Annotated in this window: 13 protein-coding genes; 10 read left to right on the forward strand and 3 right to left on the reverse strand. The window is 68.9% G+C overall.

All coding sequences use genetic code 11. The features are described 5' to 3' along the window. Window positions 1-81 precede the first annotated feature (81 nt). The 3 genes from AB0399_RS09240 (at window position 82) to AB0399_RS09250 (ending at window position 2662) form a co-directional block, all read left to right on the forward strand. Window positions 82-534, forward strand: a complete 453-nt coding sequence (locus AB0399_RS09240; protein WP_366410814.1) for a hypothetical protein — start codon at window positions 82-84, stop codon at window positions 532-534. Window positions 535-788: 254 nt separating this feature from the next. Next, entirely contained in the window at window positions 789-1319 is a 531-nt protein-coding gene (locus tag AB0399_RS09245) for a hypothetical protein (protein WP_366410815.1), read from the forward strand. After that, the gene (locus AB0399_RS09250) at window positions 1316-2662 is read left to right on the forward strand and encodes a hypothetical protein (protein WP_366410816.1); all 1347 of its coding nucleotides are present in this window, start codon (window positions 1316-1318) and stop codon (window positions 2660-2662) included. The genes AB0399_RS09245 and AB0399_RS09250 overlap by 4 nt, the downstream gene beginning before the upstream one ends. Window positions 2663-2791: 129 nt before the next feature. Here the strand turns inward: AB0399_RS09250 and AB0399_RS09255 are convergent, their stop codons facing one another. Beyond that, entirely contained in the window at window positions 2792-3808 is a 1017-nt protein-coding gene (locus AB0399_RS09255) for a hypothetical protein (protein ID WP_366410817.1), read from the reverse strand. Window positions 3809-3896: 88 nt separating this feature from the next. Beyond that, window positions 3897-4652 (reverse strand): hypothetical protein, encoded by a 756-nt coding sequence (locus AB0399_RS09260; protein ID WP_366410818.1) that lies wholly within the window; start codon window positions 4650-4652, stop codon window positions 3897-3899. A gap of 182 nt (window positions 4653-4834) precedes the next feature. On the opposite strand from AB0399_RS09260, the gene AB0399_RS09265 reads away from it, so the two are divergent. Continuing rightward, window positions 4835-5530 (forward strand): hypothetical protein, encoded by a 696-nt coding sequence (locus AB0399_RS09265; protein WP_366410819.1) that lies wholly within the window; start codon window positions 4835-4837, stop codon window positions 5528-5530. A 350-nt stretch (window positions 5531-5880) separates the two neighbouring features. On the opposite strand, the gene AB0399_RS09270 is transcribed toward AB0399_RS09265, so the two are convergent. Continuing rightward, entirely contained in the window at window positions 5881-6528 is a 648-nt protein-coding gene (locus AB0399_RS09270; protein WP_366410820.1) for a TetR/AcrR family transcriptional regulator, read from the reverse strand. A 229-nt stretch (window positions 6529-6757) separates the two neighbouring features. Here AB0399_RS09270 and AB0399_RS09275 point away from each other — a divergent pair, with 229 nt between their 5' ends. The 6 genes from AB0399_RS09275 to AB0399_RS09300 all read left to right on the forward strand — a co-directional run bounded on the left by AB0399_RS09275 (window position 6758) and on the right by AB0399_RS09300 (window position 11981). After that, window positions 6758-8014, forward strand: a complete 1257-nt coding sequence (locus AB0399_RS09275; RefSeq protein WP_366410821.1) for an alpha/beta hydrolase — start codon at window positions 6758-6760, stop codon at window positions 8012-8014. A 14-nt stretch (window positions 8015-8028) separates the two neighbouring features. Continuing rightward, a complete protein-coding gene (locus tag AB0399_RS09280; RefSeq protein ID WP_366410822.1) occupies window positions 8029-9063 on the forward strand; it encodes a zinc-binding dehydrogenase in 1035 nt (344 codons plus the stop codon). A gap of 1100 nt (window positions 9064-10163) precedes the next feature. Continuing rightward, window positions 10164-10433: a CopG family transcriptional regulator gene (locus AB0399_RS09285; protein ID WP_366410823.1), complete on the forward strand. Its 270-nt coding sequence runs from the start codon at window positions 10164-10166 to the stop codon at window positions 10431-10433. After that, window positions 10430-10852 (forward strand): PIN domain-containing protein, encoded by a 423-nt coding sequence (locus tag AB0399_RS09290; RefSeq protein WP_366410824.1) that lies wholly within the window; start codon window positions 10430-10432, stop codon window positions 10850-10852. Before AB0399_RS09285 ends, AB0399_RS09290 begins: the two co-directional genes overlap by 4 nt. A 314-nt stretch (window positions 10853-11166) precedes the next feature. Then, complete coding sequence (locus AB0399_RS09295; RefSeq protein ID WP_366410825.1) at window positions 11167-11628, forward strand: prevent-host-death family protein; 462 nt, start codon at window positions 11167-11169, stop codon at window positions 11626-11628. 161 nt (window positions 11629-11789) lie between these two features. Beyond that, entirely contained in the window at window positions 11790-11981 is a 192-nt protein-coding gene (locus AB0399_RS09300) for a hypothetical protein (RefSeq protein WP_366410826.1), read from the forward strand. The last annotated feature ends 275 nt before the right edge of the window (window positions 11982-12256 follow it).

The raw sequence follows: 12256 nt of genomic DNA on the forward strand, positions 1-12256 counted from the left end.
CGCTAGTCGAATGCCTTTGCGCGGGAGGAGCGCCGGCAAACCGGGGCGACAGCGTGGGCCTCCTCCAGACAGAATCCAGGCATGTCCACCGACATGAACGGGATGGTCGAGTGCCGACCGGGTGCCCGGCTCTGGGGGCCCGACGATGAGGACTCCGTGTGGCAGGCCGGCATTGACCTCTGGCTCCTCAACACGGGCAACGCCTACGACGCTCTCGCCTGCCTGTTCGGTGTGCGCAACACGTTCGGCTTCCGTCCCCTGTCCGAGGGCCGCGGTATACCGGCTGACGCGTCCGACCGCTTGCGTGGCGAGTTCGCCACATACGGCGGTTCCGGAGACTTCCATGGGACAACGTGGATCTCCTGGGCAGAGCTGGCCTCCGCTGACTGGCAGGAGACGGACCTCTCCGGCACCCGCAGCCGCCAGTCAGTCGCGGGAAACGCTACGCACTGGGGCCCGGTTTGGAAGGTGATGAGCGTGCTAAGCGAAGTCCACGGCCCAGAGAGTGTTCGTCTCGTCGTCTGGTTCTTCTGACGTGACGCCCAACATCCCGGCCTGTCGTGTGATCAATGTCCGGCCTGCACTCTCGGAGCACACACGAGGACGACCGCATCGAGGACCCCATGCCTGACCAGCAGAAACTCAATGCTCAAGTTCGGAAAGAGGACAGCACCACCGTCTTCCGAGCCGGACTTCACATCGCTGGCGTCTTCATCTGGCCGGACACTGCCCCTCCGCCTTTGTGAACCCGCAGGAGGCTGTCAGTCCTCCTTATTAGGGTGCGGTGCATGCAATCGCTGATCACCGCCGTTCGCACGCACGACGATGCCGCCGCTTTCCTGGCCTGGCCAGGTGACTTCGACCTGGACCGGGGTGACCACGGCGAGGAGGTGCACCTTGCCTCAGGCGCGGCGCTGGAGGGCTTCGCCGGTCACGGGGCCGGGGGCACGTACTTCTTCTGCGGTGAAGGCGGCGAGGAGCGACCGATCCTCTTCGCGGACTCCGAAGGCCGTGCAGCTCTGGTCGCTGTCGGACTGCCCGAGCTCATACGACTGCTGCTGGTGGCGCCGTGGTGGCAGGACTGCCGGACGTTCACCGCGAAGGAGAGCCGCGAGCTGGCTACCGAGTATCTGGAAGACACACCCGACCTCTGGGCTCGACGAGACCGGGCGGCAGCCGCCCTCGGTCTCTCGCTTCCCACGGAGGCAGCTGCGTTGGCCCGGCTACGTGAGGCCGTCACCGTGACGGGCAGGGATTTCGTTCTGGTCTTCGCGCCGGAGAACGAACCGTACGACGCGCTGTTCAAGGACTTGGCATGACCGGGAGGCAGCGGGTCCTGGCACTGTCCGCTGACGAGGAGGCCGAGCGGCACGCCGCTGTAGCCGACCTGGTCGCACTTGGTACCGCGGCACTGCCCGCCCTCATGGACGAACTGCGCGACGACGCCTCGTCGGTGACCGAGACCGCTCTGCTTTCGGTGCTATGTGGCATCGGCGCCTCGGCCTTCGATCCTGTACTCGGTGTCCTGCAGAGCGCGGTGCCGGGATCGCATTGGCGGGCGCTGCGTGTGTTCACACGACTGGGAACCCCAGTGCTGCCGGGATACCTGCGGGCACTGGCCCACGGCGATCCTTTCGTACGCCGGGCAGCGGTCATGGGCGTCGACGGCTGCGGCGAGGACGCGCTGCCCGTAGCGAATCTGCTGGTTCCGCTGCTGGGTGACGGCGACGAGGAGGTGCGCCGGGTCGCTGTCCGCGCCTTCTGCTCGTGGGGAGCAGCTGTAGTGCCGCTGCTGCAGTCGGTGCGCCGTGACGGGCCTGGTGCGGCGCGCGGGGGAGCCCTGGAGTGCCTGGCGGAGATCGACGGCGAGAATGCGATCAGTGCGCATGACCGAGCAGCCCTGGAGCGTCTTGTCCAGCTCAAGCTGATGGACGACATACCGGTCCCCATCTTGTGCTGCTTTCTCTCCTGGATCGCGGTGAGCACCGGCAACCAGGCCGGCGTCATGGAGATGCTGGGCCTGTCAGCCGCGTATCCGGTGCCGTTCTCCGTCGGGGTCAACGCTGCGGACTACGACAGCCACGGCGGACTCGACGACGACCCGCACGACCGGTACCGAAGGGTTTTCGTCACGCCCGAACTCGCGGGCTGGACCCTGGTGGTCGGCTCCTGGTGCGACCCCAGTGCGGCTGAGCGCGAGGCCGCAGTGCTGGAGGCGTGCGAACGCCTCAGCGCCCGGTACGGGCGTGCCCAGGCGTACTGGTACGGAGCCCAGAACGACGGCTCGGCCGTCCTGGTCGCCGAGCGCGGCGAGACCCTACGCCGCCTCGCCTACATCCCGGGCGACGACACACAGCACCTGGAGCTCGGGGTCCCACTCGCGTATGAGCAAGAGCGGCGGACCGCTCTCGGGCTGCCCGCATTGACGGCGGAGCAACTGGAAGTTGACCAGGACGATGACGAGTGGATGTGGGAACTGCTCGAAATGGCCACCGAGCTGGCGGGGGAGCTGAGTATCGACCCCCTGTCGATCGACACCGGCACTCCGGTTCGGGGAGTCGGCCTCCTGGCCCTCACCGAATACGGCCGCAGCCTCGGCGCCCCGTGCGGAGCGCTGCGCCTGGAGGAGAAACCGGTGCTTCACGCCTTCGCAGTCAGCTGATCCGGGGTGCCAAGGGGTTGCCCCCTTTGTTCGACTCCTTGACCACTTGCCAGACAGGAGCGCCGACTTGTGTGCTGAGGGGCCGCTGCGCGGCCTCGCGGGCCGAGTCCCAGGGGCTCGCCACCCCTGTCAGGACCACGGGTCGTCGCAGCAATCATCCGTGTCGTGCGTGTCATGCGTGTCGGGGTGGAGCATCGCTTGCAGACAGCGGTGCAGACCGTCGGCGACGGCGCTTGCGGCCACACGCATCCACGGCAGCGATGCCACCCGCTGGGCTGTCTCGCCGGTCGCCAGGTCGTCCAGGATGGTGCGCAGGTCGTCCGGTATCGGCTCGTCGGTGAGGCACATCCACCCCAGTGCGGCGCTCGTACGTACCTCGGGTGGCTGTCCGGAATCGGACCAGCAGGCCTGAATCCACGCCGTCGTCTTCGAATCCTGGTGCGCCCGGGCCAGTTCTGCGATGGCCAGTACCAGTCCCGCGCGTACGTCCGGGGCGTGCTCGGCGAGCAAACAGGTGTGGAACGCGGAGAGGATGTCCTGAGCGCGGTCGGAGGCAGCGGCCAGTGCGTAGGCACTGGCGATGCGCACTGCTGTGTCGGGATCGCCAAGGAGAGGAAGAATGAGGTCGGTGTCTGCGGCGATCGCGTAGCGGGCGGCCTGTACTGACCAATTCTGCAGGTATCCGGTCGGCTCGAAGTACCATTCGTCGTCGTTACGGTGCCGCAGCATGTCAGCACGCGTGCAAACGCCCTGATGCCCCATGCGTGCCCCTTCGGCCACCACGGCCAGCACCTCGGCGCGGTCAGTGCCGCCGGACTGGGTTCCGATTCGGATCAGGAAGGGCACCGCCAGCGCCACCGCCACCCTCATGTCGTTGGCGCACCGGCCGATAAGCATGCCGAGAGCCCCGCGGACGGCGGCTGGGTCTCCCGAACGCAGCCGCTCCATGTCCTCGCGGACGCGGATGCCGTCCGGGAAGCGGTCCCAAGGCACCTCCTCCAGCAGAAATTCGTCCTTTGCATCGGGACGGATCCCGGCCACCGCCACACGGATGTCGAGAGGGCCTCCCGCCTGATCCAGCGGATCCGCGTCCACGAACCCCCGCACCACCGCCTGGTACGCCGGATCAACCTCCCACTGGTGCACCTGACAACCTCCGCGGCAGTTCATCCGGCCCGACGCCGTGACGCTGAAGACAATCGATCGGACATGCGGCTGATAATGCCAGCCATTCTCAGAGGGCTTCGATCTCAACCATTGATCCGTCCGGACCAAGCCTGAACATGCGCGGCGGTCCCATCTGCGCGACGGCTGCAGCAATCGCAGCCTGCCGCAGCGCAGGATCCGGTGCCTGCGGGTCCTGGAGGCGAAAGCCTCGGAGCCCTACCTCGTAGGGATCGATGTCTTCCGGCGAAGGCCGGCCCTCCAGAACAAACCCGAAGAACTCACGCAGAGCTTCTTCGCCGAGTTCGAGGGGGTGGAACGGCAGCGGGTACGGGCCCTGCGCGGGCCAGCCTGCCACTCGTTCCACCGGGTGCTCGCCCGCCCAGTAAGAAGCCTCGAACGCGAAGCGCTCGCCAATATCCTCCATGACTCCGCTGTCCGGCGAAAGGCTGAGCGAACGGACCAGCTGACCGTCCTCCCACACGGCGAAGGCGCAGAAGTCCACCACGATGTGCATCCAGTGCACCACCATTCTGCGCCCGACACTTGCATCGATCAGGTGCTGTGGCAGTCGGGTCGGGTAGTCGCCCATCCAGTGCCGATCGCAGACGATGTCCGTCCCCGGAAAGCTGCCGATGTAGGCAGTCCCCTCCAGGGGATAGGTCGCATCGCCGAGCCCGCAACCGGATGTGCCTGCAACCTCCCAGCCGGGATACAGGCGACGGACCAGCTCCCGAGTCCGCTCGCTGTCCGCCGTACCTGTCATCCGCGGCGCACCGGACACTCCGGCATCCATGTACACGAGCAATGCCGTCTTGGCACCCATGGCCAACCTCTCGAAAGCATCGGATGTTCGATCGTCGTTCGAGCGGAAGGTAGCAACCGCGTATGACAGTCGGCCTCAGCGAGGCCACCAGCTGGCTGAGCCCTTCCAGCCGAAGGGCGGTCGTCCCGACAAATCCTCAGCTGCCCCGCAGCGCTGTCCGCGGTACGGGGTTGGATGTCGGCATGACTGTTCTCGATCTGGCCCGGCGGCTGCCGGGTATCGCCGAGCTGCGCGAGCACTGCCGGGCCCTGGCGACGCTGGAGGCTGTCATCAGCCCGGGCTGGGAGTCCCGCTACTACTCCTTCAACTCCACCTGGGCACGCGGTCAGCAGATGGCATCGATGCGCGACGGCAGCGGGAACGAGTGGTCCATCGTCTTCTCCGCCGCAGGCGCATACGTGCGCGGCTTCGACCACAAGTCACCCATGAGCCCTCACGGAAGTGGCAACGACGAACCCTGGCCAGGTGTCCTCGACTCGGTGCACGAAGCCTTCCGAGAGTTCGTCGAGGAGCCCGCTTTCTGCGACGAGGACAAAATGCCAGTGGTGACCGCATGCCTGTGGCGCGGCGGCGACGATAGCTGCTGGCAGACCGGCGAGATCGAATTCCCGGAAGAGGGTACCGACCCGGACGGAGCCGATGCCCTGTTCGAGCTCCTGGCGGACCGCTCGCCCGACGCGTACATACGATTCGTCGAGGACCACTACGAGACGTCGCCGGACCCCGCCGCAGTGACGGCGGTGCTCGGCCTCCAGCCGCTCACCGCCACGCTCGTCGCCTCACTGAATCCGGACGTGACCGTGGAAAGTCTCGCCACAGATCTCGCCGAGATCGGCTACGCCGTCGATGCTCAAGGTGCGGCCAGCAGCACGGCCTGACCAGCAGGGCACAGCACTGACGCAGTTGCAGTTCCAGTTGGGTTCGGCGCCGTTCAGCAACGTCCGAAGCTCAGTTGGCAGAGGACCGCGCCGCAGGTAAGGACGCCCACGAACCCCACCGGCCCCCCGGACGAAGAGTTGGAAAGCGTGTTGGGGGCAACCCCTCACGAGTTCGAATCCCGCATCCCCCGCCGGCGCCTCACCGGGCACGGCACCGTTGGCCCCCACCCCCGCCCCGCTGCTCGCAGCAGGGGGCCAACGGCGTTGCATAGGTGCCCTGGTGGCGCTGGGCGGCTCCGGGTGGCCGGGTCAGGCGTCGTCGCCGGGTAGAACCATGCGAGCGCCGCTTCCTAGCGGAGCCCAGGAGTTGCTTGCGCCGGACCGCCTCGGCGGCCACGAGCCGGCGGCGGTCCCGCGTTCGTGCTTGCCAGGGCGCGCAGGACGTGGGCGATGAGGGTGTCGAGGTAGTCGGGGTCCGGCATGCCGAGGTGGAGGGCCATGCGGTGGTAGAGCGGGCCGTACAGCAGGTCCAGTGCCACGTCGGGGTCCGCGTCCGCCGGGAGTTCGCCTGCGTCCTGCGCGCGGCGGATGCGTTGTTTGAACGTGGCGATGCGCGGCCGGATGAGGCGTTCGCGGAGGTCGTTGGCGAGGTCGGCGTCCTGCAGTGCCTCGGCGATCAGTCCGGTGGCGGGTGACGTGAACGGCGGGGTGAGGATGCTGATGACCTCGGCAAGCAGGGCGTGCAGATCGGCGGCCAGGTCGCCGCTGTCCGGCGGGTCGGCTGCGACGTTCGCGGTCTGGTCGAGGAGGTCCAGCACAATGGCACCTCTGGACGGCCACCACCGGTAGATGGTCATCTTGCCCACTCCGGCACGCGTGGCGATTGCCTCGATGGTCAGCCGCCCGTAGCCGTTCTCCCGGCAGATCTCCTCAGTGGCGGCGAGGATCGCCTGGCGACTGCGCTCGCTGCGGCGCGCCGCGTCCGGCTCCTTGGGCATGCCCTCAGCATAGACGAACGAGACGGAACGTCTCGTCTTGACACTGCGTCGGTTCCTCGGCCATGCTCCGGCGAGACGAAACGTATCGTCTCATCCGTGCATCGAGCCGGACCAAGGAGGACGGCGTGACCGCCGGAACAGCCGCTCTCGAGCAGGTCACACCAGCGCCCCTCCGTTCACACGCATGTGGCCGCGATCTTCGGTCAGGGTCCACGTCCTTGGAGGTTTCGTGCCCGTCGGCTATCTGATCACCGTGGCGCTCGTCGCCTGGTGCACCTTCTTCGCCGTTGTCTCCCCGCGTCGGCCCGGCCCGGTGGCGAGCATGAGCTTCGTCTTCGGTCTGCTCCCCAACGAGTTGCCGTTCGTGGCCATATACGCCCTCGTGGCCTCCACCGCACTCGCCGCGGCCCAGGGTGACCTGGGGTCGACGGGCGCCCGGGCGGTGGTCGGGGTGGCCGCCGCCACCGTCGTCGGGCTGGCCGTCGCCGCGTGGCGCGGCGTGCGGTCGGACCGGGCCGTCGGGCACGCCCTCCGGGAAGGGCTGGGGGCCGGCTGGCGGGAGCACGTGCAGGCGCCGCCGCGCCGCCACCGGGCCTGGGCCCGCATCCTGCTGCTGCCACCACCGGGCCTCCTGCGACCGCGCGGCGTGGAGCGGATCGCCAACATCCGCTACGGGGACGCCGGGCGCCGCAATCTGCTCGACCTCTACCGCCGCCGCGACGCACCGGACGACGCTCCGGTCCTGATCTACTTCCACGGCGGCCACTACTCCAGCGGCGCGAAGAGCCGCGAGGGGCGTCCCCTGCTGCACCGGCTCGCCGGACAGGGATGGGTGTGCATCAGCGCCAACTACCGGCTGCGGCCCCAGACCACCTTCCCCGGCCAGCAGATCGATGCCAAGAAGGTCATCGCCTGGGTCCGCGAGCACGGCTCCGGGTACGGCGCCGATCCGTCGAGGGTGTTCGTGGCGGGCGGCTCGGCCGGCGCCAACATGGCGGCTCATTGCGCGCTCACCCCGAACGACCCGGCGTTCCAGCCCGGCTTCGAGGACGCCGACACCTCGGTGAGCGCAGCGATCTGCTTCTACGGCTACTACGGCCACTTCTTCGGCGAGCAGCCCGACGAGACGCCGCCGCAGGAGCAGCCCTACCGGTACCTCAACGCCGGCGCGCCGCCGTTCCTGGTCGTCCACGGCACCAGGGACCCGCTGGGCACCGTCGAGGGCGCCCGGAGCTTCGTCGGCCGGCTGCGCGACGTATCGCACAACGCCGTGGTCCTCGCCGAACTGCCCGGCGGACAGCACGTGATGGACCTCTACCACTCGCCGCGCTCCGAGGCGATCGTGGACGGCGCCGAAGCCTTCGCCGGCTGGGTCCTGTCCTCGCCCAGGTCGCCGGGCCCCACCCCGCACACCGCCACCGCCGATGCCGCCACCGCGACCGGCCCGCACGCCCGGAAGCCGGCCTCGCCGGCCGGCTCCTCCTGAAAGGCGCAACACCGATGTACGCAGTCAGGCTCCACGAGTACGGGCCCGCCGAGAACCTCCGGTACGAGCAGATCACCCCACCGTCCCCCGGCGAGGGGCAGGTCCGTATCGACGTCCGGGCCAGCGGCGTCCACGTCATCGAGACGAGGCTGCGGTCGGGCCGCGGAATCGGACCTCATCCCGCCCCCGCGCTGCCCGTCGTGCTGGGTGGCGAGGTCGCCGGCGTCGTGGGCGCGCTGGGCCCGGGCGTAGACGAGAACTGGCTGGGCCGCCCGGTGGTCGGCACCCTTGATGCCCACGGCGGCTACGCCGAGCAGGCGGTGGCCGCGGTCGAGGCTCTGCACCGCATCCCCGACCGGATGGCAGCGGACACCGCGGTGGCGATGATCACCACCGGCTCGACCGCGCTCGGACTCCTCGACGTCGCCGAGGCCGAGCCCGGGGACGTCGCGCTGGTCACGTCGGCGGCCGGCGGCGTCGGAGCCCTGCTCATCCAGGCGCTGCACCGCCAGGGCGTCACCGTCGTCGGCGTGGCCGGTGGCCCGGAGAAGGCGCGGCAGGCCACGTCACTTGGTGCCGACATTGCCGCCGACTACCGTGACCCGGAGTGGCCGCACGCGGTCCACGATGCCCTCAGCGGCAAAGAGATCGGCATCGTGTTCGACGGCGTCGGAGGGACCACCGGCCGCCAGGCGTTCGACCTTCTCGGCCCCGGGGGGAAGTTCCTCCTGCACGGCTGGTCATCGGGCACGGCCACCCAGCTCACCACCGACGACATCATCGGGCACGCGAGCACCGTGATCTGGGCGATCGGCCCCCAGTTGCTGCGACGCGCCGGCACCATGAGGGAACTGCGGGCCCGCGCGATCCAGGCGGCCGCCGACGGCGGACTCGAACCGCTGGTCAAGCGCTACCCACTCGATCGCGCCGCTGACGCCCACGCCGATCTGGAGGGCCGCCGCGCGGTGGGCAAGATCGTCCTCGTCCCCGCCGCGACAGCCGCCGACTCCCCGGCCGACGCGCAGGCCGGCAGCCGCCCCGGTCGCTAGAACGAGCACTGTTGGAGACGCTGCGCGCGCCGCCCCGGGCGACGGCACGCGCCGAGCCCATCCGGCGCGATCGCGGTGACGGCCGACGAACGACCCGCACGGTGCGCGCGTTGACCGTCATCGACTGGGCCTGGACTTCCCGCACTTGGCTGAGGCCGCGCGGATGCACCGAAGCCGGCGGGAAGGTCACCCGCGAAACCGGTTCCGTGATCTCGACCCGTTCACCGGCGTTCAGCAGGCCCGGCCCACGGCCGTGCGCCCCTTCCATCGCGGGTCAGGATGCCCACAAACGCTTCTGAACCCACGGACGAAGAGGAGGGCAAATCGCTTCCGGCGCTCGCCGGGACACCGCCTTGCGACGGCCGCCGGCAGGCCAGGCAGGGACTGCTCACTGCTGCGGCGGACCTCCCGACCGGGCAGGGGGTGCGGCGTACCGCCGATCTGGGGTCGCTGGTTGCGTGGCGCCGCCCGCTCGCTGATCAACTTCCGCAGGACGAGACGCCGTTCGCGACCGTCATCCGGGAGGCGGAAGTGCTTGGTGTCCTCGCCCGCGGCACCCGGTCCGGCGTCGGGGCGGCCCTACTGACGGGTGATGCGGCAGCCCTGTCGTCCACCGCGCGCCGAGCAGCAGCACTGGTTCACGGTTCCCGTCCGGCGCCGTCCAGCAGGTGAGCGGGCCCGGCATTCTGCGGGACCTGGCAGCCAGGCTGTGTGCCGCCCCTCCGTCGAGCCCGGAGCCCGGCCCGGACAGCGGAGTCGCCGTCGAGACAGACAGCGAGGAGATCATCGCCGGCTACGCCGGTCGGCTGTCCCTCACCGACGTTCGCCAGCTCGCCCACGCCGTCGACACCGGTCAGGTGATCACCGTCGGGTACGACGCCGCATCCGGCGGACACAGCGTGCGAAGCGTCAGCGAACTCCCCCTGGACCCGCCTTGGACCCGCCCTGGACCCGCGCGTGGTGCCATCTTCGGGATGACGAGCGCGTCTTCACGCTGTCCCGCATCGCGAGCGTCATGCCCGCGTCACCCCTGTGAGCACCGCAAAGCTTCCGGCTGGCCGGTATAGCAGGTTCTCAATACCGCGAGTATGGTTCCTTGTATGGCGAGCAAGAAGGTAACGGTGACCATCCCCGAGGATCTCCTCGACGAGATCCGGACGGAAGCTGCCGAGCGCGGTCTGTCGGCTTACGTTGCCGAGGCACTGCGGATCAAGCGCGACCGGGACCGGCTCGTGGAACTCGTCGACTGGCTGGAGGAAGAGCACGGTCCGGTCACCGAGGATGAACGCGCGGCGGCCCTCGACGAGCTGAACAGCCTCGACGCCGAGCACGCGCACCGTCGACCTGGCAGCGCCGGAGAGGCCGCGTGAAGAAGCGCGGTAGCGAGCACCGGCCTCCGCTCCGGGTCTTCGTCCTCGACTGCGAAGCCCTGTCTCTCGCCGTACGCGGCGACCGGAAGATGATCGCCTGGCTCGACCTCGCGGCCCGGGGCGAAGCCGAGGTAGTGACATCCCCGATGACGTTGGTCGAAGCGTACGACGGCCGGACCACCGAGCAGCGATGGGACTGGGTGCTCTCCCGCCTCAAAGTCGCCGACATCGGCAAAGACGAAGCCCGACAGGCCCGCCGACTCCTGGCCGATGCCAAGTTGCACGGTCACAAGTACGCGATCGATGCGGTGCTCGCGGTCGTCGCGCGTCGGCAGCAGGGCCAGGTCACCGTCTTCACCTCCGATGTCGACGACCTGGAGAAGCTGGTCCCGGACACGGTCGTCATCAAGAAGGTATGACGCTGTCGTCCGGTCCCGGTTCTGGTCTCATTCATCGACGTTCAGCCACGTCCGCCCGACCGTCCGTCCATCATTCCGCCGCAGGTCAGCCCTCTCCCGTTCGGCTGCGATCGACACCGTGACCCGTTGGAAAGCGTGTGGGGGCAACCCCTCGCGAGTTCGATTCCCGTATCCCCCGCCGGCGCCTCACCGGGCACGACGTCGTAGGGCCCCACCGCCCGCCCGGAGCTCATCGACGCCGCCCGCCGGGCCGCAAGGTACAAAGCCCCTGCCTCACCTTGACTTCGGAACATATTCCGAACTATGCTCGACCCATGTCCACTCTGACCGTTTCGTTCTCCGATCTGTCGAAGAACTCCAAGCGGGTCGCCGACACCGTCGAACGTGCCCAGCGCGTCCACGTGACGCGTCGGGACGGCGAGGATCTGTATCTCACCACCGAGCGTCATGACCGTCAGCGCGAGGAGACCGCCGACGTCACCGCTCGGCTGTTCGCGGCCCTGATCAGCAGCGACGAAGGCGCCCGGGCGATTCTGCTGGCCCTGCCCGAGGTCTTCCCGTGGACCCGGCACCTGTCGACGGACGAAGTGCGCGAGTTCGTCCTCGACCTGGTGAACGCAACCAATGACGCCGCGGAACTGGACGTGCACACCAATCTGCACCGGGCCATCGTCGAATGGCGTGCCACCGCCCGGGTCCTCGCGGACCCCGAACTGACGGCGCAGCTGACGACTCCGCTTCCGGACGAGGACCATGGCGAGGTACCCGCGCCGTGAGCCCCAAGCGCGGCGACGACGTCCCGCCACCGCCGATCGAGAACGAATGGCGCCTCCGATTCGCCACGAACGATGCGGCCAAAGGCTGGGGCGACCTGTGCACCGAGGCTCCCGGTAACACCCGGCGCTGCTACGAGGCGCTACGCGCCCAACCTGCTTCCATGAAGGACCCTGACCGCCAGCACAGGCTTCGCGGACGACTGGGCACCGCCACCCTCGGCGGCACGGAATACCCGCAGTGGGAGTACGAGGTCACCGCCGGCGGTCGCGTCCGCTATCTCGTCGACCAACCACGCCGGACCGTGCATCTCGTCTACGCCTCCACCCGCCACCCCAAGGACACCGACAGCTGAACCCGTCGCACCGCACGCGAGTGGACAGGTTTCGACCCGATAGGCGATGCCCGGCTCGCGCTGAACGGGCTATCTCGTGGACGGCGGTGCGCTTCGGCCGCCGACCAGGAGGAACCCGCGAAGTCCGGTCTCAGTTCCGGTCTCGTTCGTGCGCGTTCATCGGCGTCCGCAAGCCTTTCGCCCGGCCACTCCATCGCAGGTCAGGACGACCCCGCCTCTCCTTGGCTACCAAGGAGACCCGTTGGAAAGCGTGTTGGGGGCAGCCCCTCGCGAGT

The sequence above is a fragment of the Streptomyces sp. NPDC088194 genome, assembly GCF_040702025.1.
Taxonomy (GTDB): domain Bacteria; phylum Actinomycetota; class Actinomycetes; order Streptomycetales; family Streptomycetaceae; genus Actinacidiphila.